Source organism: Pseudomonas sp. KH_046_2 (genome assembly GCF_057838985.1).
In genome coordinates this window covers 4,459,723-4,484,914 of sequence record NZ_CM174480.1, presented here as the reverse complement: position 1 = coordinate 4,484,914, position 25,192 = coordinate 4,459,723, and the positions used below count along the sequence as shown (strand labels likewise).

27 protein-coding genes and 1 pseudogene are annotated in these 25,192 nt (G+C 60.4%); 12 read left to right on the top strand and 16 right to left on the bottom strand.

Features of this window, described 5'->3' with window-relative positions; translation table 11 throughout:
* Position 1: 1 nt before the first annotated feature.
* Complete coding sequence (locus AC3IX1_RS20255; protein ID WP_008049105.1) at positions 2 to 316, bottom strand: ElaB/YgaM/YqjD family protein; 315 nt, start codon at positions 314 to 316, stop codon at positions 2 to 4.
* 329 nt (positions 317 to 645) lie between these two features.
* On the opposite strand from AC3IX1_RS20255, the gene AC3IX1_RS20250 reads away from it, so the two are divergent.
* The 4 genes from AC3IX1_RS20250 (at position 646) to AC3IX1_RS20235 (ending at position 3,698) form a co-directional block, all read left to right on the top strand.
* The gene (locus tag AC3IX1_RS20250; RefSeq protein ID WP_489385561.1) at positions 646 to 1,854 is read left to right on the top strand and encodes an ammonium transporter; all 1,209 of its coding nucleotides are present in this window, start codon (positions 646 to 648) and stop codon (positions 1,852 to 1,854) included.
* A gap of 105 nt (positions 1,855 to 1,959) precedes the next feature.
* Positions 1,960 to 2,196 carry a glutaredoxin family protein gene (locus tag AC3IX1_RS20245; RefSeq protein WP_489385560.1) on the top strand — a complete coding sequence of 79 codons (237 nt, stop codon included), beginning with the start codon at positions 1,960 to 1,962 and terminating at the stop codon, positions 2,194 to 2,196.
* Positions 2,197 to 2,368: 172 nt separating this feature from the next.
* The gene (locus AC3IX1_RS20240; protein ID WP_095946326.1) at positions 2,369 to 2,686 is read left to right on the top strand and encodes a transcriptional regulator; all 318 of its coding nucleotides are present in this window, start codon (positions 2,369 to 2,371) and stop codon (positions 2,684 to 2,686) included.
* Between the two features lie 118 nt (positions 2,687 to 2,804).
* Positions 2,805 to 3,698 carry a pseudouridine synthase gene (locus AC3IX1_RS20235; RefSeq protein WP_489385559.1) on the top strand — a complete coding sequence of 298 codons (894 nt, stop codon included), beginning with the start codon at positions 2,805 to 2,807 and terminating at the stop codon, positions 3,696 to 3,698.
* 84 nt (positions 3,699 to 3,782) lie between these two features.
* Here the strand turns inward: AC3IX1_RS20235 and AC3IX1_RS20230 are convergent, their stop codons facing one another.
* A complete protein-coding gene (locus AC3IX1_RS20230; protein WP_007994800.1) occupies positions 3,783 to 4,004 on the bottom strand; it encodes a YgdI/YgdR family lipoprotein in 222 nt (73 codons plus the stop codon).
* Between the two features lie 77 nt (positions 4,005 to 4,081).
* Entirely contained in the window at positions 4,082 to 4,684 is a 603-nt protein-coding gene (mobA, locus tag AC3IX1_RS20225) for a molybdenum cofactor guanylyltransferase MobA (RefSeq protein ID WP_489385558.1), read from the bottom strand.
* Between the two features lie 81 nt (positions 4,685 to 4,765).
* Between mobA and moaB the strand changes: the two genes are divergently transcribed.
* Both moaB and AC3IX1_RS20215 read left to right on the top strand, forming a co-directional pair.
* Positions 4,766 to 5,305, top strand: a complete 540-nt coding sequence (gene moaB, locus AC3IX1_RS20220; RefSeq protein ID WP_489385557.1) for a molybdenum cofactor biosynthesis protein B — start codon at positions 4,766 to 4,768, stop codon at positions 5,303 to 5,305.
* The gene (locus AC3IX1_RS20215; RefSeq protein WP_489385556.1) at positions 5,289 to 6,515 is read left to right on the top strand and encodes a molybdopterin molybdotransferase MoeA; all 1,227 of its coding nucleotides are present in this window, start codon (positions 5,289 to 5,291) and stop codon (positions 6,513 to 6,515) included. The genes moaB and AC3IX1_RS20215 overlap by 17 nt, the downstream gene beginning before the upstream one ends.
* Before the next feature lie 63 nt (positions 6,516 to 6,578).
* On the opposite strand, the gene AC3IX1_RS20210 is transcribed toward AC3IX1_RS20215, so the two are convergent.
* Positions 6,579 to 6,893, bottom strand: a complete 315-nt coding sequence (locus AC3IX1_RS20210) for a hypothetical protein (RefSeq protein WP_489385555.1) — start codon at positions 6,891 to 6,893, stop codon at positions 6,579 to 6,581.
* Between the two features lie 207 nt (positions 6,894 to 7,100).
* Between AC3IX1_RS20210 and AC3IX1_RS20205 the strand changes: the two are divergent.
* Positions 7,101 to 7,286: pseudogene (locus AC3IX1_RS20205) on the top strand (hypothetical protein); the annotation flags it as partial.
* A 64-nt stretch (positions 7,287 to 7,350) separates the two neighbouring features.
* Here AC3IX1_RS20205 and AC3IX1_RS20200 read toward each other — a convergent pair.
* The 3 genes from AC3IX1_RS20200 to AC3IX1_RS20190 form a co-directional block, all read right to left on the bottom strand.
* On the bottom strand, positions 7,351 to 8,010 hold the full coding sequence (locus AC3IX1_RS20200; protein WP_489385554.1) for a response regulator transcription factor: 660 nt from the start codon (positions 8,008 to 8,010) through the stop codon (positions 7,351 to 7,353).
* A complete protein-coding gene (locus AC3IX1_RS20195; RefSeq protein WP_489388767.1) occupies positions 8,007 to 8,900 on the bottom strand; it encodes a sensor histidine kinase in 894 nt (297 codons plus the stop codon). Before AC3IX1_RS20195 ends, AC3IX1_RS20200 begins: the two co-directional genes overlap by 4 nt.
* A 481-nt stretch (positions 8,901 to 9,381) precedes the next feature.
* Positions 9,382 to 9,852 (bottom strand): hypothetical protein, encoded by a 471-nt coding sequence (locus AC3IX1_RS20190; protein WP_489385553.1) that lies wholly within the window; start codon positions 9,850 to 9,852, stop codon positions 9,382 to 9,384.
* Positions 9,853 to 10,315: 463 nt separating this feature from the next.
* Between AC3IX1_RS20190 and AC3IX1_RS20185 the strand changes: the two genes are divergently transcribed.
* Both AC3IX1_RS20185 and AC3IX1_RS20180 read left to right on the top strand, forming a co-directional pair.
* Complete coding sequence (locus tag AC3IX1_RS20185; protein WP_489385552.1) at positions 10,316 to 11,251, top strand: chemotaxis protein CheV; 936 nt, start codon at positions 10,316 to 10,318, stop codon at positions 11,249 to 11,251.
* A gap of 97 nt (positions 11,252 to 11,348) precedes the next feature.
* The gene (locus tag AC3IX1_RS20180; protein ID WP_489385551.1) at positions 11,349 to 12,155 is read left to right on the top strand and encodes an MOSC domain-containing protein; all 807 of its coding nucleotides are present in this window, start codon (positions 11,349 to 11,351) and stop codon (positions 12,153 to 12,155) included.
* Between the two features lie 69 nt (positions 12,156 to 12,224).
* Here AC3IX1_RS20180 and ppnP read toward each other — a convergent pair whose 3' ends face one another.
* From ppnP to AC3IX1_RS20140, 8 genes are all read right to left on the bottom strand, one after another.
* Positions 12,225 to 12,509 carry a pyrimidine/purine nucleoside phosphorylase gene (ppnP, locus tag AC3IX1_RS20175; RefSeq protein ID WP_007940055.1) on the bottom strand — a complete coding sequence of 95 codons (285 nt, stop codon included), beginning with the start codon at positions 12,507 to 12,509 and terminating at the stop codon, positions 12,225 to 12,227.
* Between the two features lie 69 nt (positions 12,510 to 12,578).
* Entirely contained in the window at positions 12,579 to 13,121 is a 543-nt protein-coding gene (locus AC3IX1_RS20170; protein ID WP_223456895.1) for a 3'-5' exonuclease, read from the bottom strand.
* Positions 13,122 to 13,191: 70 nt separating this feature from the next.
* Positions 13,192 to 15,153 carry an acetyl/propionyl/methylcrotonyl-CoA carboxylase subunit alpha gene (locus tag AC3IX1_RS20165; RefSeq protein WP_489385550.1) on the bottom strand — a complete coding sequence of 654 codons (1,962 nt, stop codon included), beginning with the start codon at positions 15,151 to 15,153 and terminating at the stop codon, positions 13,192 to 13,194.
* Positions 15,154 to 15,271: 118 nt separating this feature from the next.
* Complete coding sequence (locus tag AC3IX1_RS20160) at positions 15,272 to 16,069, bottom strand: enoyl-CoA hydratase/isomerase family protein (RefSeq protein WP_489385549.1); 798 nt, start codon at positions 16,067 to 16,069, stop codon at positions 15,272 to 15,274.
* Positions 16,066 to 17,223, bottom strand: a complete 1,158-nt coding sequence (gene atuD / locus AC3IX1_RS20155; protein WP_489385548.1) for a citronellyl-CoA dehydrogenase — start codon at positions 17,221 to 17,223, stop codon at positions 16,066 to 16,068. The genes AC3IX1_RS20160 and atuD overlap by 4 nt, the downstream gene beginning before the upstream one ends.
* 25 nt (positions 17,224 to 17,248) lie before the next feature.
* Positions 17,249 to 18,865, bottom strand: a complete 1,617-nt coding sequence (atuC, locus tag AC3IX1_RS20150) for a geranyl-CoA carboxylase subunit beta (RefSeq protein ID WP_489385547.1) — start codon at positions 18,863 to 18,865, stop codon at positions 17,249 to 17,251.
* A gap of 3 nt (positions 18,866 to 18,868) precedes the next feature.
* Positions 18,869 to 19,738: an SDR family oxidoreductase gene (locus AC3IX1_RS20145; protein WP_489385546.1), complete on the bottom strand. Its 870-nt coding sequence runs from the start codon at positions 19,736 to 19,738 to the stop codon at positions 18,869 to 18,871.
* A gap of 12 nt (positions 19,739 to 19,750) precedes the next feature.
* A complete protein-coding gene (locus tag AC3IX1_RS20140) occupies positions 19,751 to 21,553 on the bottom strand; it encodes an acyclic terpene utilization AtuA family protein (protein WP_489385545.1) in 1,803 nt (600 codons plus the stop codon).
* Positions 21,554 to 21,731: 178 nt separating this feature from the next.
* On the opposite strand from AC3IX1_RS20140, the gene AC3IX1_RS20135 reads away from it, so the two are divergent.
* From AC3IX1_RS20135 to AC3IX1_RS20125, 3 genes are all read left to right on the top strand, one after another.
* Entirely contained in the window at positions 21,732 to 22,358 is a 627-nt protein-coding gene (locus tag AC3IX1_RS20135) for a TetR/AcrR family transcriptional regulator (protein WP_489385544.1), read from the top strand.
* 93 nt (positions 22,359 to 22,451) lie between these two features.
* Positions 22,452 to 23,270 carry a substrate-binding periplasmic protein gene (locus tag AC3IX1_RS20130; RefSeq protein WP_489385543.1) on the top strand — a complete coding sequence of 273 codons (819 nt, stop codon included), beginning with the start codon at positions 22,452 to 22,454 and terminating at the stop codon, positions 23,268 to 23,270.
* Positions 23,271 to 23,345: 75 nt separating this feature from the next.
* Entirely contained in the window at positions 23,346 to 24,359 is a 1,014-nt protein-coding gene (locus tag AC3IX1_RS20125; protein WP_489385542.1) for a GNAT family N-acetyltransferase, read from the top strand.
* A gap of 126 nt (positions 24,360 to 24,485) precedes the next feature.
* Here AC3IX1_RS20125 and AC3IX1_RS20120 read toward each other — a convergent pair whose 3' ends face one another.
* Positions 24,486 to 25,034, bottom strand: coding sequence for an RNA polymerase factor sigma-70 (locus AC3IX1_RS20120; RefSeq protein WP_489316760.1), 549 nt, complete (start codon positions 25,032 to 25,034; stop codon positions 24,486 to 24,488).
* Positions 25,035 to 25,192 lie beyond the last annotated feature (158 nt).

Sequence of the window (25,192 nt, the reverse complement as noted above, 5' to 3'; positions counted from 1 at the left end):
ATCAGCGCCGGCTGGCCAGCAGGCCGATCAGGAAACCCACGCCGGCCGCGATCCCGACGGATTGCCAAGGGTTGGCCTGGACATAGTCTTCAGTGGCCGTTACAGCAGCCTTGCCGTGTTCGCGCAGGGAGTCTTCGGTCAGTTTCAGGGTTTCACGGGCACGCAAGAGACTCTCGTGGATCTGCTCGCGCAACTCGTCGGCCTGATCGCCAGCCAGGGTCGCGGTGTGCTCCAGCAAGCGTTCGGTGTCACTGACCAGTGTCTGAAAGTCGTTCATCAGGATTTCTTGAGCAGTCTTTGCCTGGGGGCGGGCCATGGTGGATCTCCTTAAGTGGCTTTCTGATGCGTTCGAGTATGAGCCTTCGGCGAAGGTTCAGTACAAATGACTGGTACAACTTTTGCTGGGTCGTGGTGCGCCGGTCCGCACCATTGCGCTATTGCCGGGCATGATTTCAGTAAAACCGTAGGACCAACAATCAAAAACTCGCGTAAACGTCCGGGGCGCGTTTTTTCCCGGGTGGCGTCCGTGCGCCAAAGTGGTTCAACGAGATCAGTGCGCTGATGTCTTGAGGCTGCAACTTGGTGCATGGGCAGTCATCGCGAACTGCTTTGGTGCTTTTTTCTGCCATAAGGTCTGCCCATTCCATGGAAAATCTGCAAAGCGTTGTGGACACCCTGGTCCATAGCTCCAACACGCTGTTCATTCTGATCGGTGCGGTCATGGTTTTGGCCATGCACGCCGGTTTTGCCTTTCTCGAAGTCGGAACCGTGCGACAGAAAAACCAGGTCAATGCGTTGTCGAAAATCCTCAGCGACTTCGCCGTTTCGACACTGGCCTACTTCTTTATAGGCTATTGGATTTCCTATGGTGTGACGTTCATGCAGCCAGCGGCCGTGCTCAATGCCGACCATGGCTATGGACTGGTGAAGTTTTTCTTCCTGCTGACCTTTGCCGCGGCGATTCCGGCGATCATTTCCGGAGGGATCGCCGAGCGCGCCCGGTTTGTCCCACAACTGTGTGCAACCGCGTTGATTGTCGCGTTCATCTATCCGTTCTTCGAAGGCATTGTCTGGAACGGCAACCTGGGTTTGCAAGCCTGGTTGCTGGAGCGCTTTGGCGCCGGTTTCCATGATTTCGCGGGATCGGTGGTGGTGCATGCCATGGGCGGTTGGCTGGCACTGGCGGCGGTGCTGTTGCTCGGGCCGCGTAATGGCCGCTATCGCGACGGTCGGCTGGTCGCGTTCGCGCCATCAAGCATCCCGTTTCTGGCACTGGGCTCGTGGATCCTGATTGTTGGCTGGTTCGGCTTCAACGTCATGAGCGCGCAAACCCTGCAAGGTGTCAGTGGGCTGGTGGCGGTGAACTCGTTGATGGCCATGGTTGGCGGTACGGTGGCGGCGCTGATTGTCGGGCGCAACGACCCCGGCTTTCTGCACAACGGCCCTTTGGCGGGGCTCGTGGCAATCTGTGCCGGATCCGACCTGATGCATCCAGTGGGGGCGCTGGTCACCGGTGCTGTCGCGGGGGCGTTGTTTGTCTGGTGCTTTACCGCGGCCCAAGGCAAATGGCGCATCGACGATGTGTTGGGTGTGTGGCCGTTGCATGGCTTGTGCGGCGTGTGGGGCGGCATCGCCTGCGGCATTTTCGGCCAGAGCGCCTTGGGCGGGCTGGGCGGGGTCAGTCTGATCAGCCAGTTGATCGGCACTGCGCTGGGCATCACTGTGGCACTGGCCGGCGGATTTGCGGTGTATGGCGTGATCAAGGCGCTGCATGGATTGCGCCTGAGCCAGGAAGAAGAGTATTACGGCGCGGACCTGTCGATCCACAAGATCGGCGCCGTGAGCCAGGACTGATTCGGGTCTCTTTATTTTCGGTGGCATCAGGGCAGGGGCCTCAATGGCTCGACGGTTTTTCGGGGCAGGCCTAGAATGGTCACTTCATTTTCTGGTTGAGCACTCATGCTTCCCGAATGTCAGCTGTTCGGCACCCTTGGATGCCATCTCTGTGAAGTAGCCGAAGCCATGTTGATGGAGTTCGTCGAGCGCGGTCTGCTGGTGGAGCTGGTGGACATCGCCGAAGATGAAACATGGTTCGCAGCCTACAGCCTGCGAATTCCGGTGTTGCGGCGAGTCGATACCGGTGCTGAACTGGGCTGGCCGTTCAGTGCCGATCAGGTGGTGGCGTTCCTGGGTTAAACAGTTTTTGCACTGGCGGTATCTCCCGCCTGTCGAACTTTGCGATTGATCCCCTTGGCTTATTAGGTGTTGATCGGATACTGTATGTGTATACAGTTATTCGCGGTGCCTGCCTTGCCGTTCCCGATTTTCGGGAGTGAGCAGGCAAGCCCGGGCGTCAGAGGGATGAATCGTGGTCAATGTCGAACAGTTGAAGAACAGCGTGAACCGGATGTCCGCGGACGTCGTGCGCGAGGCTGTCCTTGAGTTGCGTCTGGATGGTCTGGTGACCGAGGGGAAAACGCCCTTCAACAAAACGCATTTCAATACCTGTTTCGCAGAAATCGAAGCCTTGTTTCAACGCGCGGGTTATCACCGGCAACTCGATGTCGTGGGTTATCAGGGGTTGTTGTACGCATTGTATGACCCGGCTCGCTGGGAGGCGGTCGATGTGCTGCGCTGGCTCAAGGAGTACACCGAAGCGGCGGCGCGCGCGCAGATCCCGGCTTGAGGAATCTTAGGGGGCGTTCTCAATTAGTTTTCACGGGAAAACTAATTGAGAACGTCCCCTAGGTTCATTCCCCGTGCTGTTGGATAATGCCGCTCTGCACTGAGGTTAGAGCTTTCGTATGTCCACTTCTTCTTCTTTTTCCGCGGCACACCGTCAGGCCAGTACGCTCTATTTGCCACCTGGCCCGTGGCAGACCGTTGTCGATTGCCTGTGCGAGCATTTCAGCGCCATCGGTCGTGAACAATGGCTGGACAGAATTGCCCGTGGCCGGGTCCTCGATGGGCAGGGCATACCGATTGCCCTCGATCTGGCCTACAGGGAAGGTTTGCGGATTCATTATTTTCGCGAAGTGCCGGATGAAAAGCCGATCCCGGTGATCGAGTCGATTCTGTACGCGGATGAGCATCTGGTGGTCGCCGACAAGCCGCATTTCCTGCCGGTGACGCCGGCTGGCGAATACGTCGAACAGACGCTGCTCAGGCGCTTGATCCGGCGCCTGGACAATCCGCACCTGGTGCCATTGCATCGCATCGACCGGCATACCGCGGGGCTGGTGCTGTTTTCCGCTAATCCGCAGACCCGTTCGGCTTATCAGTCGCTGTTTCCAACCCGGCAAATCGAAAAGCGTTACGAGGCCATCGCAAAGGCGTTGCCTGGCCTTTCTTTCCCGTTGGTTCATAAAAGCCGACTGGTCGATGGCGAGCCGTTTTTCCGCATGCAGGAGGGGCCGGGAACCAGCAACACCGAGACTGCGGTCGAAGTCAGGGAAAAACAGGGGGATCTCTGGCGTTATGGTCTTTACCCGGTGACGGGCAAGAAACATCAGCTGCGGGTACATATGGCGGCGTTGGGCGCCGGTATCTGCAACGACCCGTTTTACCCCGAGGTGCTCAAGGATGCGCAGGATGACTACGCCAATCCTTTGAAACTGCTGGCTCAAGGGCTGAAGTTCATCGATCCGGTCACGGGCCAGGCGCGTGAGTTCGAGAGTGAAATCACTCTGCAATGGTGATCAGGAAGCGCCCCTGAAGCGCTGTTCTCCAGGCATGAAAAAGCCCGCATCAAGCGGGCTTTTCTGTATCCGGTGTCACCAGGATTACAGCTCTTTGACGGTACGAACCTGATCTTTGTTGATGCGGGTCTGTTTGCCATCGAGCTGTTCGAATTCGTAGAAACCGGAATCCTTGTCGAATTGCGGTGTGTCGACGGCCTGGATTTCGCGACCGTCATTCAAGGTGATCACTGTAGGCGAGGCGCAACCGGCGAGGGTAGCAAGGCCCAGTGCGAGCATGAAAGTGGCGAGGGTCCGTTGAGTCATGAGTTGTGTCTCCGAAAATGAATTCTTTGGTTGCTGAACTTGAGACGTGCACCGTCCACGCAAGTTCCTGATCAATGTCAGTCTGACACAGTGTCATGACCGCTTAAAAGTTCCGGCGTGTTGAGATTTGCCAGCCGAGGATCGTTGTCCGGGCATTGCAGTGCGGTCGCACCGAGCTTGCGCATCAACCGGCCAGGGCTGCGCTCACCTTCGTTCCAGGCATCTTCAAATGCTGCCCTGTGTAGCACGGGAATCACGCACAACAAAGGTTCCCAGTGGCCGTCATGCCGCACCATCAGCGGCTTGTCCGGATGCAGGTTGGCGGACTCGCGCATAGTGCCGATCAGCGCCGCATCGATGCCCGGAACGTCACAGGGCATGACCAGCAGATGGCTATGGCGAGCCGCTTTCAGGCCTGCGCGAATGCCGGCCAGAGGTCCGGGGAAGTCACCTTCATCATCGTGGACCAACTGGTCGGCGTAGGGCTCGTACTTCTCAAGGTTGCGATTGCAGGAGATGATCAGGTCGTCGGTCAGCGGGCGGGTCTTGCGATGCAAGTGCGCAATCAGGGGTTCACCGTGCCAGTCCAGCAACCCTTTGTCCCGACCACCCATACGTTGGCCGCGACCGCCCGCCAGGAGCAGAATGGAGCAGGGTGGCAATTGTGAATTCGTGGTCATGGCAGGCCTCCATGGGGGCGGCGAAAAAACGGAGCGCTGTGATATAACACCGGGCTGTTTCTCCTACAACTGGACGAGCCTATGAAAGCCAAGGCTGATGTACCTTTCGCACCGCTGAATATTGCAGTGCTGACTGTCAGCGATACCCGCACACTGGAAACCGACACCTCAGGCCAGGCCTTTGTCGACGGATTGACCGCTGCCGGTCATTACCTGGCCGCCCGGGTGTTGCTCAAAGATGACCTCTACAAAATTCGCGCGCAAGTCGCCAACTGGATTGCCGACGATGTCGTGCAGGTGGTGCTGATCACCGGCGGCACCGGTTTTACCGGGCGTGATAGCACGCCGGAAGCCGTCGGTTGCCTGCTGGACAAGCAGGTCGATGGATTTGGTGAGCTGTTCCGCCAGATCTCGGTTGCCGATATCGGTACCTCGACCGTTCAATCCCGGGCGTTGGCCGGTCTGGCCAACGGCACGCTGGTTTGCTGCTTGCCCGGCTCGACCAATGCCGTGCGCACCGCTTGGGACGGCATACTGTCCGAGCAGCTGGATTCGCGGCATCGTCCGTGCAATTTCGTGCCTCATTTGAAACAGGCAGCGCCTTGTGAATCCCGTGGGTAAGCCTGGCAAGTCTGGCAGTCTGATGCCTGTCGAGCAGGCGTTGGCGCGCTTGCTGGAGATGGCCGAGGCCTCGAGGATTGTCGAGCGTGAACGCTTGCCGTTGGCGCAGGTACAGGGGCGCGTACTGGCTGAAGATCTGGTGTCGACGCTTGATCTGCCGCCCTGGCCCAACAGCGCCATGGACGGTTATGCCTTGCGCATGGCCGACTGGACGGGAGAGCCGTTGCTGGTAAGTCAGAAGGTGTTTGCCGGCCAGGCCCCCGATCCGTTGCAGCCAGGCACCTGTGCGCGCATTTTCACCGGGGCGCCTGTTCCCGCCGGTGCCGATTGCGTTGAGATGCAGGAGAACGCCGAGGTTCAGGCCGATGAGCGAGTACGTTTCACTCAAGCCTTGACCCAAGGCCAGAACATTCGCCCGCAAGGCCAGGAAACCACTGTCGGCGAGCTGGTTCTGCCGGCAGGTACGCAGCTGGGGCCGATCGAGCAAGGATTGGCGGCCTCCTTGGGATGCGCCGAGCTGGAGGTGGTTCGCAAGGTGCGCGTGGCTGTGCTGTCTACCGGCGACGAGTTGATCGAGCCGGGTCAGACGCTGGGGCCGGGACAGATCTACAACAGCAACCGCGTGTTGTTGTGTAGCTGGTTGCAGCGCTTGGGGTGTGAGGTCGTCGACGCGGGAATTCTGCCAGACAATCTGGAAACCACTCGCTCCCGATTAGGTGAGTTGAAGGATGTCGACCTGATCCTCTCGACCGGTGGCGTATCGGTGGGGGAAGCCGATTTCCTGGGCATCGCCTTGCGCGAAGAGGGCGAACTGACGCTGTGGAAACTCGCCATCAAACCCGGTAAACCGCTGACGTTCGGACATTTCCGCGGTGTGCCGGTGATTGGCTTGCCGGGCAATCCGGCATCGACCCTCGTGACCTTTGCCTTGTTGACCAGGCCCTATCTCTTGCGTCGTCAGGGTGTAATGGAAGTTGAGCCGCTGAAGATGCAGGTGCCGGCAGGGTTTGACTGGCTCCAGCCTGGCAATCGGCGCGAGTATTTGCGCGGACGGCTGGAAAATGGCAGGGCGACGATCTACAAAAACCAGAGTTCCGGTGTACTGCGCAGTGCTGCCTGGGCTGATGGACTGGTAGAAGTCCTGGAAGGTCGCACGCTGGCACAGGGCGATAGCGTTTTCTTCATTCCCCTGAGCGAAGTCCTGAGCTGACAGCTTCAGCGGCTTCGCCACACAAGACCCGGTTGATTGAACCGGGTCTTGTGTGGGTGGCACTCAATGCGCCAGAAGCAATGAAATGACCTGTTCGAAACGGCTATTGGCGATCCAGCCAAGGAGGCCGAGGATCACGGCTGTTCCGCAGGCGGAATAGGCAAGCCGGTGCTTGATGGATTTGACGTCATCCCGGGCTTCTTCCATGTCCCTGCGTATGCACTTGAGGTGTGTTTCCAGCTCGGTGACGCGAGGTTCCATATCATCTTCTCCCGTGGCTTTTGTGCTGTTGCGGCATTCAGCTCTATGGCCTGCATTTTTATTATCTGTGAGCGGCAAGACCGAAGTGGTCGGTGACGCGAGGTTCTGGCGTTGCATGGCACGTCCTTGTGATGTCCCGCAGGCTCCTAAAACTCTATCAATTCAGATTTCCGGTCAATTGAGCCGATTCCTCACGTTTTGTAAGAAAAGTCCTGTTGTGTGGGGACCAGGATTTTCCGACTGCAAATAACTCGTTTTCTGGCGACTTTTACCGGAGCCTTCGCGGTCAACATTCCCAGATGCCATTCAAACCGGGAGTGAGTAATGAGCGATCGCAAGGCGCTATTGATTCTGCATGGCAAGCAAGCGCTCAACGAGGCGGTTCGCACCGCCGTCGAAAACCGGTGTGAGCGCGGTTGGGAGCTGGAATTGCTTGATACCGTGCCGACTGCCATTGATCTGGGGGAGGTTGATGGGCAGATATTCCTGAACATGGCGACCGGTGAGTTTCACCCAGCAGCGTCACTCGTGCATCTGCCTGAGGCTTCGCCACTGTTACTGGCCATTGAAGTGCCTAGTCATCAAGGCTGATGATTTGTTCGCGCACGGCAAACAGCACGAGGCCTGCCACATCGTAGATCTGCAAGCGCTTCATGACCTGCGAGCGGTGGGTTTCGACGGTCTTGACGCTCAACCCCAGGCCATTGGCGATCTCTCGGGTGGATTTTCCGCGAACGATCAACCGCAGGATTTCCAGCTGACGTGCCGTCAGGTTGTGCGAGTCGGCGGGTTCGGGTTGGTGCTTCTGGTTTCGGGTCAGCGCCTGGTTGATCACCGTATGGGCAATGGCCGGGCTCAGATAGCGCTCGTTGTTGCGCAAGGCCTCCAGCGCGTGCTCGAGTTCGGTCGCCGTGGTGTCCTTGAGCAGGTAGCCATGGGCTCCGGATTCCAGCGCTTGCATGATCAGGTCCGGGTCGGTGTGCATCGAGAGGATCAGGACCTTGCTCTGCGGGCGCACCCGCTTGAGCTGCTGCAAGGCTTCGAGGCCGCCGGTCCGGCGCATCGAAATATCCAGCAGGACAATATCCGGGGACAGATGCCCGACCATCTCGAGCAGCTGTGAGCCGTCACTGGCCTCACCGATGACGGCATAGCCGGGCAGATCCATTACCAGGGCGCGCACGCCAGCCCTGATCAGCGAGTGGTCATCCACCAGTAGTAAATTACAAGTCAATGCATAACCTTATTCGGACTGGCCCGTTCGAGCGCACGGGGCGCCCAGGGAAAAAGAGCTTCAATTTGAGTGCCTTTGCCCGGCTCGCTGGTAACGGTCAGTGTGCCGCCCAGTTGATCGATCCGTTCCGACATCCCGGCCATACCGCGCTGCCCTTCACGACCTGGGTCTGTTGCGGGGGCGAAGCCCTGACCATCGTCGCTGATCTGTAACTTCAGGCCTTGGGGCAGACGCTGCAGGCACACCAGCAGGTTCTTGGCCTGGGCATGCCGCAGGATGTTGGTGACCGCTTCCTGGGTGATACGGAAAGCCGCCACGGCCATTTCCTCCGGAATGCCGGTCAGGCGCTGCTGGCATTCCAGGCTCCAGTGCACCGGGGTGTTGGCCAGGGTCTTGAGCAGGTGCGCCCGCAGACTGGCTTCCAGCCCAAGGCTGGTCAACTGTCGGGGATTGAGAATGGCGGATACGTCACGAACTTTGGCCAGGGTTTCTTCCAGCGTGTCGCAGAGGACCGAGCACTGTCCCTGGAGCTCTTCGGGCATCCTGCGTTTGAGCCAGTCACTTTGCAGTTTGGCGGCGGTCAGTAATTGACCGATATCGTCATGCAGCTCGCGGCTCAGTCGGTGACGCTCGTTTTCCTGGACCTGCAGCAGCCGGTCGGCCAGTTCCTGGGGCTGGAATTTGATCGATTTGCGCGAGAGGCAATACTGCACGGCAACACTGGTCAGCGCCGCAACGTTGAGCGCCAGCAATGACAGGGGCAAAGGAATGAACAAGCCATGGACCAGCAAACTGCCGAGCGTCGAACAGGCGCATAGCAGCAGCGTGAATGCGCGTGCATTTGCTCGGGAAGGTGGCCACATGGCGATTGACTTGAGGCTGGCGTGCATAGCGGATGGAGCCAATGGATGTTCGCTGCGGGCTGACCGGTCATGCTGGCTGACAGGCCCCTGTTTTTTATGTGGAGCGCCGACGAGTTCAGCTGCGAACTACAGCGAACTGTATCCGGCTGAAATCACACTGCCAATTATTGGCGTCAACTAACAGGCGGCATGGTAGCACTTAACATACCGTTGGTCGCGTCCGTATGTATGTCCGAAAAGTCAGGAGCCCAGTCGTCTGGACGATGATTCCATAATGGAACAAGTTGGTTGTTGCCGTCGCGAAATGCCGATTGCCCCGGCTTTTGTTGTTCATACCAGGCCATACCCGGGTCAAGGCAGGCGCGCAATTGTCGATGGGCAAAAGTGATTGTTTTAATTTAATGATGTCGTTAATAGCTATGAAATATTCATTTGCGACATGTGCGCACTCAAGTTACAGCACGGTATTGATAACCAGAACACGCCCTATGGCATGGGTTTGGCCAGTTCAGGCCCGGCGTTCCGAATAGGATACGAGGGTGAAGGGCCTGGCGTTGACCGGTGGTCGAAACCGGCTTTGCCCTAGCTGAAAGGCAAAGGCTTCGATCAGGGTGACCTGCTCGCTGTCGTCGAGACTGAGTTGTCCGGTGGTCTGGTCGATGAGTTCGAGTTGCCAGGCAATCAGGGTCAGGCAGTCTTTCAGGGCACTCAGCGCCTCGTCGTGCAGGCTCATGGTGTTCTGTGCGTGGTTCAGCAGGCCATGAATATGCAGAGAGAATTCAGACACGGCCGCCAACGCCAGGGCATCGGCCTTGTTGGCCAGCTTGAGCAGTGTGCTGAGCAGACAGTCGATGGCGTCCTTGTCATTGCTGATCAACTGCAGATGACTCAGGCATTCCTCGGTTTTAGCCAGGAGTGTTTCTGCCTCGACAAGAAACTCCGGGAGCCGCTGGGCCCACTCTTTACGGTCGTTCGGCATACTTATCTCCACAACGTCATGTCAAATGAGGGGATATCGTGTGTGTCGACGATGGCGGTCGGAACCCCGGCATTGCCGAGTCGTCGGGTGAACGAACTGCGGCTGGCCCGAAGGCAGGCTGGGGAACACGAGAGGGTGGTTGGCCACTGACTTGCGATCGCACACAAAAGCCTGACTCCGTTCATACAATGAGAATGGCGTCACATTAAGGGCTATTGGTTATTGCGAATATCAGGTTGCACCTGATTGTTGATAGGGGAATCCCTTACGCAGGGGAACCTTTCGCGCGAACAAAGGTCGCGTGGCGCAGAAGTGCAGCAGATATAATCACAGCGCCAGTAAAGCATGATGTTAATGTGACATCAATGGCCGGGCGTGGCATTTTAGAGAGGGTCAAGCTTCGGCAAAAACAGCCGATAACCTTCCTTGAGTGAATTCATCCGAACAAGACCTGGAGTCATTGATGGCCGGCATTCTCGACACGGTAGACCAACGCACGCAACTGGTGGGTGAGAATCGCCTGGAAATTCTCATGTTCCGGCTCGCCGGACGGCAATTGTTCGCGATCAACGTCTTTAAAGTACAGGAAGTCCTGCAACTGCCAAAGTTGACGCTGATGCCGCAGCGCCATCCTTTTGTGTGCGGCGTGGTCAACCTGCGTGGCCAGACCCTGCCGGTGATCGACCTGTCCCAGGCCATTGGCATGCGCCCGTTGGTGCCGGGGCCTGGCAGCACGATTATCGTCACCGAATACAACCGTTCGGTTCAGGCTTTCCTGGTCGGTGGCGTGGACCGGATCGTCAACATGAACTGGGAAGCCATCCTGCCACCCCCGAGCAGCGCCGGCCGCCAGCACTACCTGACAGCCATCAGCAAGGTCGATGACCAATTGGTGGAAATCATCGACGTCGAAAAGGTCCTGGCCGAAATCGTCCCGTACAACGCCAAGGTCTCCCGCGACAAGCTCGAAGATCCGGTGCTGGAACGGGCCCGTGGCCGTGAGGTGCTGCTGGTGGATGACTCGAACGTGGCCCTGGCGCAATTGCGCGATACCCTGGGACAACTGGGCGTGAAGATGCACATCGCCAGCGACGGGTTGAAGGCCTTGAACATGCTCAAGGCCTGGGCTGATACCGGCGTGGACATGACCGAAAAACTGCTGATGGTCTTCACCGATGCGGAAATGCCGGAAATGGATGGCTATCGCCTGACCACCGAGATCCGCAACGACCCGCGCCTGCGCGGCTTGTACGTGGTGCTGCACACCTCGCTGTCCGGCAGCTTCAACGACTCGATGGTGAAAAAGGTCGGCTGCGACAATTTTCTCTCCAAATTCCAGCCGGACAAACTCGTCGACGTGGTGCGCCAGCGCCTGATGCTTGACGAAGTGTCGGCCTGATCAGGCCTGCACAACCTGTAGGAGTGTTTGATCGCCAGCCTTTGATTCGCTCATCAAGCTCGTATAGGGTGGCGTTTTGCCTATCAGGGAGCTGGTCATGTTGCGTCTGAGCGCGCTGTATCGTTATCCGTTGAAGTCCGCCAAGGGCGAGACGCTGCAACAGATCGGTCTCGATAAACTCGGACTGGACGGCGATCGCCGCTGGATGCTGGTGGACGAGGCCAGCGGGCGCTTCCTGACCCAGCGTGCGGTGGCGCAGATGAGCCAGTTGTCGGCGCTGTGGAATGCCGAAGGCGGCTTGAACCTCAGCGCGCCCGGCCATTCGCCGATCGAAATAGCCTTGCCCGGTAACGATGCAGAGTTGCGTGGCGTAACGATCTGGCGCGATACCTTGCGAGTCCCCGATGCGGGCGATGAAGCAGGGGCCTGGGTCAGCCGGTTCATCGGCAAACCGACTCGCCTGGTGCAGGTGCCGCTGGATCGTGCGCGGATGACCGAGGCCGGTTACGGCAAGGATGACGACCAGGTGGCGTTCGCCGATGGTTATCCGCTGTTGCTGATTGGCCAGGCCTCTCTCGAGGACTTGTCGCAACGGGTCGGGCGCCCGTTGGAGATGCTGCGTTTCCGGCCGAACCTGGTGATCGAAGGCAGTGAGGCGTTCGCCGAGGACGGCTGGAAGCGTATCCGTATCGGCGAGGTCGAGTTCCGCGTGGTCAAATCCTGTTCGCGCTGCATCCTGACCACCATCGACCCGCAGACCGGGGAGCGCAGCGAAGACCGCGAACCCCTGGCCACCTTGCAGAAATACCGTTCCCAGGCGGACGGCGCAATGTTCGGCCAGAACCTGGTCAACGACGGCAACGGTCGTCTCGAAGTCGGCATGCCGGTGGAGATCCTCGAGTAATTTGCGCAGAATAAAAAATGCCCGTGTCGAAAAACACGGGCATTTTTACTTCTGTGAAGCCCCGCAGGCTTAGCCGCGGTATTCGCACAGGTAAGCGGTGTCGACGGCCACTTTCAGCTGGAACTTGCTGTTGGCCGGCACGTTGAACTGGCTGCCGGCGGCGAAGGTTTCCCAGTCGCTGCTGTCTGGCAGTTTGACGGTCAATGCGCCGCTGACCACGTGCATGATTTCACGCTGGCTGGTGCCGAATTCGTACTCGCCCGGAGCCATGACGCCGATGGTCGCCGGACCTTCTGCGGTGCCAAAGGCGATCGACTTGACGGTGCCGTCGAAGTACTCGTTGACTTTAAACATGGGCGATTCCTCGAAAAGGGCTAAAAAGGGCCGGCCAGTATGCACAAGGCCCCGGGAGTCGTCACCTGTCTAAAGCGGAAGAACCAGCGGCAGCAGGCGTGCGGTATTGCGCGCATCTTCCAGCGCCCGGTGTTGCTGGCCGGTGAACTGTAGGCCGGCCAGTTGCAGGGCGCCGTTGAGCCCCAGCGGGCGTTCCAGGCGTCGAGCCTTGGCAAAGCGCTGTTTGAGGTTCATGTGCGGCACGTTGGCCAGCATGCTGGCGAGTCCCAGCTGCTGCCAATCCTGAAGCAGTTGTTTGCGATCGTAATCGCCCCAGCTGGCCCAGCCTTCAAGTCGCGTGTGGTGTTGGCCGAGCCAGCGTTCAAACGCTGGCCAGACTTCGCCCAGCGGTTGCGCGGCATCGATGTTGGCTTGGGTGATGTGCGTCAGCTCGCGGCAAAACGGCGTCAGCAACGGCCGCCGCAAAGGCCGGACGAAGCGCTGGAACTGGTCCAGTTCGCGTCCCTTGCGGTCCACCAGGGTGGCGCCGATTTCAATGATTTCCATATCTGTTACGGGCCATCCACCCTCATCGGTGGTGGCCTCCAGATCAATGACCAGCCAATGAGGCATTGCAGGGTTCCTGATATCCGCGTCCTGTAGGGTTTGAGCGTAGCCAAACCCGACGGTTCCGCCTAGCGGCTTATTCGACCTCCAACAGAATCTGCCGGTTTTTCACCTGATCCCCGACTTTGACCTGCAAGCGTTTGAGAACGCCGTCGATGCCCGACTTCAATGGATGCTCCATTTTCATCGCCTCCAGTACCACCAGCAGTTGGCCCTTGGTCACCTGGCTGCCTTCGTTGACCAGGACGTCGACAATCGCCCCGTCCATCGGTGCCTTGAGGGTGCCGGAGCTGACACTGGCCTGGCCGCTAACTTGCGCCTGGGTGCGATCCACGAACTGCAGGTTGCCTGGCCGGGTAAACAACCAGAGACGCCCGGTCTCCAGACGGTAGGCGTGGCGTTGGCGAACGCCTTCGATTTCCAGGGTGGCCCAGCGTCCGTCGCTGTGGATGATCTTCAGTTCGAGGCTGCGCTCGGCGACCTGAATGCGCAACGGCTCGCCCGGGATCGCCTGCAACGCTACCGGCCAGTCCTGATCCTCAAGGCCGATGCGATAGTGCAGCGGCACGCTGGCGTTGTTGCGCCAACCACCAAGCGGGGCCGGGTGAGCCTGTGCCGCAGCCTGATAGAACAGGGCGGCGGCGATGGCCAAGTGGTGCGCGCCTGGGGTTTCGCGATGCAGGCAGGCGTGGTCGGCGAAGTGCTGCGCGATGAAACCGGTGCTGAAATCTCCGCCAGCGAACTGCGGGTGCTCCAGCAGGCTGGCAAGCAGGCGCTGATTGCTTTGCAGCCCCAGCAGCACGCTGTCTTGGACCGTCCGCAGCAGTTTGCGCCGGGCTTCCTCGCGGGTGGCACCGTGGGCGATGAGCTTGCCGAGCATCGGGTCGTAGAAAGGGCTGATGAGCTGGCCTTCGATCAGGCCGTGGTCGATCCGCACACCGTCCTGCAATGCCGGCTCCCAGGCCACGACGCGCCCGGTTTGCGGCAGGAAACCCTGGGCCGGGTCTTCGGCATACAGGCGAACTTCCATGGCGTGGCCCGTGAGTTGCACCTGTTCCTGGCGCAAGGGCAATGGTTGCCCCTCGGCGATGTTGAGTTGCCAGGCCACCAGGTCCAGCCCGGTGATCAGTTCGGTCACCGGGTGCTCCACTTGCAGTCGGGTGTTCATCTCCAGGAAATAAAACTGCCCGCGCGCATCCAGCAAAAACTCCACGGTGCCCGCGCCGACGTACTTCACCGCTCGCCCGGCCTTGAGCGCCGCTTCGCCCATGGCCTGGCGCAACTCAGCGGTCATCACCGGGCAGGGTGCTTCCTCGATGACTTTCTGATGCCGGCGCTGCACCGAGCAATCACGTTCGCCGAGGTAAATCAGGTTGCCATGCCGGTCACCGAACAACTGGATCTCGACGTGACGGGGTTCGGCCAGTGCCTGTTCGAGGATCAGTTCACCGCTGCCAAAACCGTTCAGGGCTTCGGAGCGCGCGGTGCGAATCTGTTCCAGCAAGTCGCTGGCGTTGTGCACCAGGCGCATGCCACGTCCACCGCCGCCAGCGCTGGCCTTGATCATCAGCGGATAGCCGATGCGCTCGGCCTCGCGGCTCAGGGTGGCGTCGTCCTGCCCGGCGCCTTGATAACCGTTGATGCAGGGCACACCGGCTTCGATCATGGCGATCTTCGACAGGCGCTTGCTGCCCATCAGTTCGATGGCCTCGGGGCTGGGGCCGATGAAGGTGATGCCGGCATCCCGGCAGTCAAGGGCAAACCCGGCATTTTCCGAGAGGAAACCGTAGCCCGGATGGATCGCATCCGCGCCCGTGCGCCGCGCTGCGTCGAGGATGGCCGGGATGTTCAGGTAAGACTGTTGTACCGGGGCCGGGCCGATGCTGACCGCCTCGTCGGCCATCCGCACGTGCAGTGCATCGGCGTCGACGTCGCTGAACACGGCGACCGTGCGATAGCCCAGCGCCTGGGCCGTGCGCTGGATGCGGCAGGCGATTTCACCGCGGTTGGCGATGAGGATTTTTTTGAGTCCGGGCATAGGGCTGTTCCCTTGGGGTTTGCGGTGAATGTGATGGCCTCTTCGCGGGCAAGCCCGCTCCCACAGGGTTTGTGAACGACACAAATCCAATGTGGGAGCGAGCCTGCTCGCGAAGCTTTTAAATGGCCCACCCCGGTTTGCGTTTTTGCACGAAGGCCATCGTTCCCTCGATGCCTTCGGCTCCGGTCACCGCTTCGCTGAACCATTGAGCCGCTTGATCCAGCAACTCATCCGACGGCTGTCCGGCACTGGCCAGCAAGAGTTTTTTGGTCATCGCATTCGCCCCCGGCGCACAACACAACACATGGGCCAACACCTCATCGAGACGTTCGGCCAGGGCCTGCGGATCATGCTCGACAAAATGCACCAGCCCCATGCGCCGTGCCTGATGACCATCAAAACGCGCGGCCGTCAGGGCCAGGCGTCGGGCCTGGGTCAAGCCGATGCGTTGCACCACGAATGGCGCGATCTGCGCCGGCAACAGGCCGAGGCTGGTTTCCGGCAGGCCGAACTGCGCCTGGTGATCGGCCAGGGCGATATCGCTGACGCAGGCCAGGCCGAGGCCGCCGCCAAGCACCGCGCCTTGCAGCACCGTGATCACCACTTGCGGAGCGTGTTGCACCTCTTGCAATAGCGCGCCGAACACCCGGTTCAGATCCCGGTGCGCAGTCGAGCCTTGAGCGCGGGCATTGGCCATGTCCTTGATGTCGCCGCCGGCACAGAAGTGCCCGCCGACGCCACCGATCACCAGTGCGCGAACCCCTGGTTTATCGCGTACCGCAACCAGCACCGAGCGTAACTCGGCGACCATCTGCAAGCTCATCGCATTGCGGCATTCCGGGCGGTTGAGGGTGATGTGCAACACGCCGTTGTGCAGTTCCAGCAACAGGGTTTGGCAAACCGGCAGGCTGTTCATTTCTTTTTCCCCGGCAGAATGCCCATGAGTTTGCAGATGATCCCCAGCATGATTTCGTCGGCACCGCCGCCAATCGACACCAGCCGTACATCGCGGTAAGCCCGGGCCACCGGGTTGTCCCACATGAAGCCCATGCCACCCCAGTATTGCAGGCAGCTGTCACTGACTTCGCGGCCCAGCCGCCCGGCCTTGAGCTTGGCCATGGAGGCCAGGCGCGTGACGTCCTGGCCTTTGATGTATTGCTCGGTGGCCTGATAGACCAGTGCCCGCAGGCATTCGATTTCGGTTTGCAGTTCAGCCAGGCGGAAGTGGATCACCTGATTGTCGATCAGCGCGTTGCCGAAGGTCTTGCGCTCCTTGCAGTATTCGATGGTGCTGTCGACGCAGTACTCCAGGCCCTTGATCATGTTGGCCGCGCCGAACAGGCGTTCCTCCTGGAACTGCAGCATCTGCATCATGAACCCCGCGCCTTCATGGCCGATGCGGTTGCGCTGCGGAACGCGTACGTTGTCGAAAAATACCTGGGCGGTTTCCGAGCTGCGCATGCCGAGCTTGTCCAGGTGCGAGCTCAAGCTGATGCCCGGTGTACTCATCGGCACCATGATCAGCGACTTGTTGATGTGCGGTTTGTCGTCCGAGGTGTTGGCCAGCAGGCAGATGAAGTCGGCGCTCGGCGAGTTGGTGATCCACATCTTGCTGCCGTTGATCACGTAGTCGTCGCCGTCCTTGCGCGCCGTGGTTTTCAGCCCGGCGACGTCAGAGCCGGCGCCAACTTCGGAGACGCCGATGCAGCCGACCTGCTCGCCGCTGATGGCCGGGCGCAGGAATTCCTCGCGCAGTTCATCGGAACCGAACCGGGCCAGCGCCGGGGTGCACATGTCGGTCTGCACGCCGATGGACATCGGGATGCCGCCGCAATGGATGGTGCCGAACTCTTCGGCGGCGACGATCGAATAGCTGTAGTCGAGCCCCATGCCGCCGAATTTTTCCGGTTTGGAAATGCCCAGCAAGCCGAGGTCGCCGGCCTTGCGGAAGATATCGTGGATGGGGAAGCGCCCGGCCTTTTCCCATTCCTCGACGTGGGGGTTGATCTCGTGCTCGACGAACTGGCGAACGGTGCGGCGCAGTGCTTCGTGTTCCTGGGTGAAGATCATTTTTATTGTTCTCCTGTTAGTCGGCTTAGAACCGCGCCACACCAAAGCTGTTGGTTTGCAGAGGCCGCATTTCGGCCTCGTGACAGATATCCAGCAAGTAACCCAGCAAGGTCCGGGTATCGCGCGGGTCGATCAAACCGTCATCCCAGAGGTTGGCGCTGCCGTAGAGCGCCGTGGACTGGCTGTCGAGTTTCTGCGCGGTGACCTGTTCGAGCATGTCGAGCATTTTCGGGTCGGGCACCAGGCCGTCCTTGGACTGTTTGGCCTCGGTGACGATGCGCAGCACTTTGCCTGCTTGCGCGCCACCCATCACAGCAGTGCGGCTGTTGGGCCAGGCGAAGATGAATCGCGGGTCGAGGCCGCGTCCGCACATTGCATAGTTGCCCGCGCCGTAGGAGCCGCCGACGACGATGGTCAGCTTCGGCACCCGGGCGTTGGCCACTGCCTGAATCATCTTCGCGCCGTGTTTGATCACGCCTTGCTGTTCCGACTCGGTGCCGACCATGAACCCGGTGGTATTGTGGAAAAACAGCAGCGGCGTCTGGCTCTGGTCGCACAGTTGGATGAACTGTGCGGCCTTGCTCGCGCCTTTTGGCGTGATCGGGCCGTTGTTGCCGATGAAGCCACAGGCGCGGCCCTGAATTTTCAGATGACCGCACACAGTCTGCTGATCGAACTCGCCCTTGAATTCAAGAAAGTTCGAAGCGTCGGCCAGACGGGCGATGATTTCGCGCACGTCGTAGGGTTTTTTCGGGTCATCCGGGATCAGACCCAGCAGTTCGTCGATGGGGTAGAGCGGTTCCTCCCAGCGACGCTCGGGGAGTGGGGGCAACTGCTCGTTCCACGGCAATAGGCTGACGATCTCGCGTACCTGGCGCACACCGTCGGCGTCGTTTTCAGCCAGGTATTCGGCGGTGCCGGCGGTTTGTGCGTGCATCTCGGCGCCGCCCAGTTCTTCATCGGTGGCGACTTCGCCGGTGGCGGCCTTGAGCAGTGGCGGGCCGGCGAGAAACAGCTTGGCCTTGCCCCGCACCACCACCACGTAATCCGACAATCCCGGCTGATAGGCACCGCCCGCCGTGGCCGAACCGTGCACCACGGTGACCTGTGGCAAGCCCATGGCCGACATCCGCGCCTGATTGGCAAAGCTGCGCGCGCCTTCGACGAAAATCTCCGCCGCGTAATTGAGGTTGGCACCGCCGCTTTCGGCGAGGGTGATCACCGGCAGTTTGTTTTCCATGGCGATCTGTTGCAGGCGCAGGGATTTCTTCAAGCCGCTTGGGGAGATGGTCCCGCCCCTGATCGCGCTGTTGTTCGCCACCACCAGCACGCGCACACCGGACACGTAGCCGATGCCGGCGATCAAGCCGCCACCGGCGGAGCTGCCATCCTTGTCGTCGTGCAGCTTGTAGCCGGCCAGGCTCGCCAGTTCGAGAAACGGTGCACCGGGGTCCAGCAGCAGATTGAGGCGCTCGCGAGGCAGCAATTGGCCGCGCTTTTCGAACTTCGGCTTGGCTTCGGCCGCCTTGTTCAGCAGGTTCTGTTCGAGCACGCGAACTTGCTCGATGGCGCTCAGCATCGCTGCGCGGTTCTGGGCGAACGGCTCGCTGTGGGGATCGAGTAACGACTGAATCACCGGCATGGGTTATTCCTTGTCCTTCAATACGTCTGGTATGTAGGCGCGGTGGAAACCGTTGTACGACTCGCTGTTGGTCGCTTTATGGATCGGCCAGGCGCGGCCGCCGAGGCTGGCGGCGCCGTCGATGCGCAAGGTGCTGCCGCTGACAAACGCCGCTGCGGGGCTGAGCAGGAAAACAATCGCCGCGCTGACTTCCGATTCGGTGCCGATGCGCTTGAGCGGCACGTGTTCGCGCAAGGTCGGAATCGCAGCCTTGAACGCTCCTTCGTAGGTGTCCATGCCGCTGGAGGCAATCCAGCCCGGTGCCACGGCGTTGACCCGCACTCCGGCATGACCCCATTCGTACGCGGCGGTCTTGGTCAGGTTGTCCATGCCCGAACGTGCCGCACCGGAGTGGCCCATGCCCGGCATGCCGCCCCACATGTCGGCGAGCATGTTGACGATGGCGCCGCCGTGCTGGCTCATGGACTGGTTGAACACTTCCCGGGCCATCAGGAAGCCGCCCACCAGGTTGGTGCGCATCACGGTTTCGAAACCCTTCTGATTGATCGAGGCCAAGGGCGACGGGTACTGCCCGCCCGCATTGTTGACCAGGCCGTGAATGGGGCCATGCTTGCGGATCAGTTCGCTGACCAGATACGTCACCGCTTCTTCCTCGCGGATGTCGCAAACCGCCCAATCGGCCTTGCCGCCGTCGTCGGCGATCTCCGCCGCAACGGTTTTCAGCTTGTCGGCCTTGCGCCCGACCAGCAGCACATGGGCGCCGAGGGCCGCCAGTTCGTGGGCGGTGCAGCGGCCGATGCCACTGCCGCCACCGGTGACGATGATGTTTTGACCGGCAAACAAATCGGCTTTGAAAATCGAATCGTAGGCCATGGCGGCAATCCTCTAGTTGAACTGGTCGGCGATGCGCTGCGGCACCGGGATCTGGATTTCCAGCAGTTGCTGGGCGAAAGCCTTGCCTTGCGGATCGATGCGCAGGCTGGCGACACCGCCGCCGCCGAGGGCGTTTTCCAGCAGGAAATTCAGGCTGTGGCTGGCGGGCAAGTACCAGCGTTCGACCCGCCCGTGGATTGGATCGAGGACGTGGCCCATCCAGTCGACGATCACCTCCGGGGTCAAGGCTTCGGCGATCCACGGCAGGAACTCGGGCTCGCGGGCCATGACGCCGATGTTGCTGTGGTTGCCCTTGTCGCCAGAGCGGGCGACCGCCAGTTTGACCAGGGCCACGCTGGCGTCGGCCAGGCCAAGCGGTTTCGGCGGCGCGAGCGGGGCTGGCAGGTCCAGCGGGTCGAGCACATCGAGGGCGGGCAGGGCACATGGGTGGCGCTCGCCCATGAAATCAATGTCCAGCGTGCAGGCGGTTTTGTCGATGAGGAACGAGAACAGCCGGATCAGCGGATACACCGTCGGCCGCCCACCGACAATGCCGGTCAACCCCGGCGCCATGCCGGTAGCGGCCTGGGCGATTTCCCGGGAGAACACGATCAATGCCTGCTTGTCCGGATGGCGCACCGCGAGCTTGATCACCACTTCGCGACAGTCCTGACGCCGGCCGTGGGGGCCGTAGGTGGCCTCGCTGCCCAGCAACTCGATACTCACGTCGCTGTAGGGTGCCCAACCGCGCTGGCGGAACATTTCCGAGGTCTTGTTGATGATCGCAGCGCTGACTCGCCGCGCCTTGTCGACGGCATCGATGCCGGCAATCAGGCAGCTGGCGGTGCAGCGAAAACCATCGGGGTACGTGGCGCTGACCTTGTATTGGGCGGTCGGCGGCAGGCCTTTGGCGCCATGCACCTTCACCGCGTTCTTGCCTTGTTGCAGCAGTTTGACCTGAGTGAAGTCGCACACCACGTCGGGCAGCAGATACGCGCGCGGGTCGCCGATTTCATACAGCATCTGTTCGCCCACCGTCAGCGGCGTAACCAGCCCACCGGTGCCTTCGGGTTTGCTGACGATGAACTGGCTGTCGGCGCTGACTTCGACGATGGGAAAGCCGATGTGTTCGTAGTCGGGCACGTCGCGCCAGTCGGTGAAGTTGCCGCCGGTGCACTGGGCGCCGCATTCGATGATGTGCCCGGCCAATGCCGCCTGGGCGAGCTTGTCGTAGTCGTGCCACGACCAGTCGAACTCATGCACCAGCGCGGCACTGACCACGGCACTGTCGACCACGCGCCCGGTGATCACGATGTCCGCCCCCAGACGCAGGGCTTCGACAATGCCGGGTGCGCCGAGGTAGGCATTGGTCGAGACGCACATCGATGGCAGGGGCGCGCCGCTGAACATTTCATGAATGCCCAGGTTGCCCAGTTGTTTTAATTGCGGCTGCAGGTCGTCACCCAGCAGCACGGCGATCTTCAGCGCTACCCCGGCCTTGTCGCAGGCCGCTTGCAGGGCGGCGGCGCAGGCTTGGGGATTGACCCCGCCGGCATTGCTGATGACCCGGGTGTTTTGCTGCGCGAGCTGCGGCAGCAAGGGCGCGAGCACTTCGATGAAGTCGCCTGCGTAGCCGGCCCGGGGATCTTTCATCCGCGCGCCGGCCATGATCGACAGGGTGATTTCGGCCAGGTAATCGAAGACCAGATAGTCCAGATGCCCGTGTTCCACCAGCTGCGCGGCAGCGGTCGAGGTATCGCCCCAGAAGGCGCTGGCGCAACCGATGCGAATTGTTTTAGGCGCAGTCCATTCCATAACCACCTCCAACCGAAGTGCATCGACATTACCAAGCAAGCGCTTGGTTTGTAAATGACTTGATTATCTTCTGCCCAAGCGCTTGCTTGGTTGCATCCATGCGCTTAAATTGCCCGCGCAACCCCGCTGTTTTCGGGGGGATCGGCGTTATTGATTGAACGACTGTAGGAGAGAACGGGTGGACGAGCAAAAAGCCCTGAGGGTGATGCGCCAATTGGTCGACGACGGCCAACTGACCGACCCGGACAGCGCCCGTGGCAAGCTGCTGCAAGTGGCGGCCCACCTGTTCCGCAATAAAGGCTATGAACGCACGACCGTGCGCGACCTGGCCGGCGCCGTGGGCATTCAGTCCGGAAGCATTTTTCATCACTTCAAGAGCAAGGACGAAATCCTGCGGGCGGTGATGGAGGAGACCATTCGCTACAACACCGCGTTGATGCGTGCGGCCATCGCCGAGGCCGGCAGTGTGCGCGAGCAGGTGCTGGCGCTGATCCGCTGTGAATTGCAGTCGATCATGGGCGGCAGCGGCGAGGCCATGGCCGTGCTGGTCTACGAATGGCGCTCGCTGTCCGAAGAGGGCCAGGCCAAGGTCCTGGCGCTGCGGGACATCTACGAAGACATCTGGCTGCAAGTGCTGGGCGAAGCCAAGACCGCCGGGTTTATCCGCGGCGATGTGTTCATCACCCGACGCTTCCTGACCGGTGCATTGTCCTGGACCACCACTTGGTTTCGCGCCGGCGGCAGCATGAGCCTCGATCAGTTGGCCGATGAGGCGTTGATTCTGGTGCTGGCAGACCGGCAATAAGCTTGTATTGGCCAGCATTAAACTGGCTAACTGGACGAAACCGCCTAGCTTGAATGCATTGATGCTGTTTTATTGGGGAGTGGGGTCGTTTTCATGGGTTCGCCAATTCGTTCAGCCTCGTGGCTGTTGTTGTCGATGTTTGCGGCGTCAACGATGATGCCGTCCCAGGCTGCGCAACTGGTGCGCATAGGTGCCGCGCACTTTCCGCCCTACACCGTGCGCCCGGAATCCGGGGCCGATACCGGGTTGCTGCCGCAACTGGTCGAGGCCCTGAACGCATCGCAAACTGACTACCAGTTTGTCCTGGTGCCCACTTCCATTCCCCGGCGCTTCGGTGACTTCAAGCAGGGCCGGGTCGACATGGCCATTTTCGAAAATCCCGCGTGGGGTTGGGAAGAGATCCCCCACACGGCCGTCGACATGGGGCTGGAAGACGCCGAGATTTTTGTCGCGCAACGCCTGCCCGATCGACAGCAAAGCTATTTTGCCGACCTGAACGGCAAGCGCCTGGCACTGTTCAGCGGCTATCACTACGAGTTCGCCAACTTCAATGCCGACCCCCTGTACCTCGCGAAAAACTACAACGCCACGCTGACCTATTCCCATGACAGCAATCTGCTGATGGTATTGCGCGACCGGGCCGACATCGCCCTGGTCACGCGTTCGTACCTGAGCGACTACTTCTTGCGCAATGAAAAAGTCGCCGGCGAGTTGCTGGCGTCCCAGCGCGTCGACCAGGTCTATCACCACTACGCCATTCTGCGTCCGACCGCGCCCATCAGCGGCGAGGTCTTCGGCAAGCTGTTGCAAGGCTTGCGGGACAACGGCCAGATGCTGAAGATATTCGATCCGTACAAGATTGCCCTGGTGCCGGTCCAGCGCAACGCACCGGCGCCACAAGTTGCCAATTGACGGTCTTTGGCTAAATTTCCCGCCCTGGCTCACGTCACTTCGTTGAACTGTCGACGATTATCGTGAGCCCGACCCATGCCCAATCTGAATGACCTGACTGCCCTGTGTCTGCCGACAGGCAGTCGTCTTGCCGCTGATGAAACCGATTGTCGCCTGAGTCTGCACCTGGAGGGGCAACCGTTGCCCGCCCTGCGGCTCAGTCGTGGCCCGGAGTTGCACGTGCAACTGGAGGAGCGTTTCAGTCGGCTTGAAGGGCAGGCGTTGTGGGCTGCCTGCTACTGGTTGTTCGCTCGCGAGCCCGACTGTCAGCGCCTGGTCTGGCAACTGCAAGACGTGCCGGATGAAGCCGTGCTCAGCGGTCTGCTGATTCCGACCCCCGTCAGCGGCGAGTATCACTGCGAGCGCACCGTGTTCTGGCAGTTGCCGCAGCCGTGGCTGGGGCATTCCCTGACCGGCAGCTATCCGCAGCAAATGCTCATCACTGATGGCAAGCGTCACCCACGGCGGCCGGTCAAGCCTCGTGGTGAAGTGTATCGACGCTTCGATGCGCGGCTGGGTGCCCGGGTTTCCCTGCGCACGCTGGACATCGAGCAAGACCTGGCACGCTTCAACCGTTGGCAGAACAGCCCGCGTGTCGCCAGTTTCTGGCAGGAGGAGGGCAGCCTCGAACAGCATCGCCAATACCTGGGCAAACTTGAAGCCGACCCGCACACGCTGACGTTGATCGGCTGTTTCGATGATCAGCCCTTCGCTTATTTCGAAGCCTACTGGGCCAGGGAAGATCGCATTGCACCCTTCTACGATGCCGGCGATTACGACCGTGGCATTCACATGCTGGTGGGCGAAGAAAGCCACCGCGGTCCGCACAAGGTGGAGAGCTGGTTATCGGCGCTGGTGCATTACCTGTTTCTCGATGATCCGCGCACCCGGCGCGTGGTTGCCGAGCCGCGTGCCGATAACGCGAAGATGATCGGATACATGCAGGAGCAACGCTTTCACTGCGAGAAAGAGTTCGACTTCCCGCACAAGCGCGCGGCCCTGATGGTGTTGGGGCGGGAGCGGTTTTTTGAACGGTGCAGACTGGCCTGAGGCCCAAGATCTTCGGTGCTCTTGAGTGCCCCATCGCGAGCAGGCTCGCTCCCACATTTGCCCTGCGTTCGCAGGACCCTGTGGGAGCGAGCCTGCTCGCGATGGGCGCGATGCAGATTTCAGAACTTAGTGGCGAGCAGCCATGTCACCCCGGTTGCCCGACACCTTGCGGCAATGCACCAGCGCATCTCGGATCATGAAGTTCACCAGGGTCGGCGAGACGCCGAGTTCCTTGGCGATGTCTTTTTGCGGTACGCCGTGCAGGCGATACATCTCGAAGGCGTAGCGGGTGCGGCTCGGCAACTCGGTCAACGCATCCGCAATATGCTCCAGCGTCGAGAAATTGATGTGCGACGTTTCCGGTGACGCACCCTGGATCACCACATTCAGCCCTTCCTCTTCAGGCCCGGAGTACTTCTGCTCCAGCGCCTGCTTGCGGTAGTGGTCGATCGCCAGGTTGCGCACGATCTGGAACAGGTAGCTGAGCTGGGCCTTGATCGAGCTGGTGATGGGTGGGGCCGATTGCAGTCGGAAGAATGCGTCCTGCACAACATCTTCGGCACGTGAGCGGCAGCCGGTAATTCGGGCTGCGATCTTCACCAGAATCAATCGATTGTCGACGAATGCCTGAAGTAGCGGTGTATCGCACCTGCTTGTGGATACTGGTTCCATCATGGAAATCACCCTGCTGCCAAAAGGTTAGTGGGACGGCGAATCAACCGGGGGGGCCGTCCTACACATCGAGCGACAAATTAGGCTTAATGATAATGATTGTCAAATGAGAAAAAGAACTAATGCGCTGCAAGGGTGCAGAGTGAGAACTGCGACACGCC

Coding starts and splice junctions, on each gene's coding strand:
- AC3IX1_RS20255 (WP_008049105.1), bottom strand. CDS start 316: ATGGCCCGCCCCCAGGCAAAGACTGCTCAAGAAATCCTGATGAACGAC.
- AC3IX1_RS20250 (WP_489385561.1), top strand. CDS start 646: ATGGAAAATCTGCAAAGCGTTGTGGACACCCTGGTCCATAGCTCCAAC.
- AC3IX1_RS20245 (WP_489385560.1), top strand. CDS start 1,960: ATGCTTCCCGAATGTCAGCTGTTCGGCACCCTTGGATGCCATCTCTGT.
- AC3IX1_RS20235 (WP_489385559.1), top strand. CDS start 2,805: ATGTCCACTTCTTCTTCTTTTTCCGCGGCACACCGTCAGGCCAGTACG.
- AC3IX1_RS20230 (WP_007994800.1), bottom strand. CDS start 4,004: ATGACTCAACGGACCCTCGCCACTTTCATGCTCGCACTGGGCCTTGCT.
- mobA (WP_489385558.1), bottom strand. CDS start 4,684: ATGACCACGAATTCACAATTGCCACCCTGCTCCATTCTGCTCCTGGCG.
- moaB (WP_489385557.1), top strand. CDS start 4,766: ATGAAAGCCAAGGCTGATGTACCTTTCGCACCGCTGAATATTGCAGTG.
- AC3IX1_RS20210 (WP_489385555.1), bottom strand. CDS start 6,893: ATGCAACGCCAGAACCTCGCGTCACCGACCACTTCGGTCTTGCCGCTC.
- AC3IX1_RS20195 (WP_489388767.1), bottom strand. CDS start 8,900: ATGCACGCCAGCCTCAAGTCAATCGCCATGTGGCCACCTTCCCGAGCA.
- AC3IX1_RS20190 (WP_489385553.1), bottom strand. CDS start 9,852: ATGCCGAACGACCGTAAAGAGTGGGCCCAGCGGCTCCCGGAGTTTCTT.
- AC3IX1_RS20185 (WP_489385552.1), top strand. CDS start 10,316: ATGGCCGGCATTCTCGACACGGTAGACCAACGCACGCAACTGGTGGGT.
- AC3IX1_RS20180 (WP_489385551.1), top strand. CDS start 11,349: ATGTTGCGTCTGAGCGCGCTGTATCGTTATCCGTTGAAGTCCGCCAAG.
- ppnP (WP_007940055.1), bottom strand. CDS start 12,509: ATGTTTAAAGTCAACGAGTACTTCGACGGCACCGTCAAGTCGATCGCC.
- AC3IX1_RS20170 (WP_223456895.1), bottom strand. CDS start 13,121: ATGCCTCATTGGCTGGTCATTGATCTGGAGGCCACCACCGATGAGGGT.
- AC3IX1_RS20165 (WP_489385550.1), bottom strand. CDS start 15,153: ATGCCCGGACTCAAAAAAATCCTCATCGCCAACCGCGGTGAAATCGCC.
- AC3IX1_RS20160 (WP_489385549.1), bottom strand. CDS start 16,069: ATGAACAGCCTGCCGGTTTGCCAAACCCTGTTGCTGGAACTGCACAAC.
- atuD (WP_489385548.1), bottom strand. CDS start 17,223: ATGATCTTCACCCAGGAACACGAAGCACTGCGCCGCACCGTTCGCCAG.
- atuC (WP_489385547.1), bottom strand. CDS start 18,865: ATGCCGGTGATTCAGTCGTTACTCGATCCCCACAGCGAGCCGTTCGCC.
- AC3IX1_RS20145 (WP_489385546.1), bottom strand. CDS start 19,738: ATGGCCTACGATTCGATTTTCAAAGCCGATTTGTTTGCCGGTCAAAAC.
- AC3IX1_RS20140 (WP_489385545.1), bottom strand. CDS start 21,553: ATGGAATGGACTGCGCCTAAAACAATTCGCATCGGTTGCGCCAGCGCC.
- AC3IX1_RS20130 (WP_489385543.1), top strand. CDS start 22,452: ATGGGTTCGCCAATTCGTTCAGCCTCGTGGCTGTTGTTGTCGATGTTT.
- AC3IX1_RS20125 (WP_489385542.1), top strand. CDS start 23,346: ATGCCCAATCTGAATGACCTGACTGCCCTGTGTCTGCCGACAGGCAGT.
- AC3IX1_RS20120 (WP_489316760.1), bottom strand. CDS start 25,034: ATGATGGAACCAGTATCCACAAGCAGGTGCGATACACCGCTACTTCAG.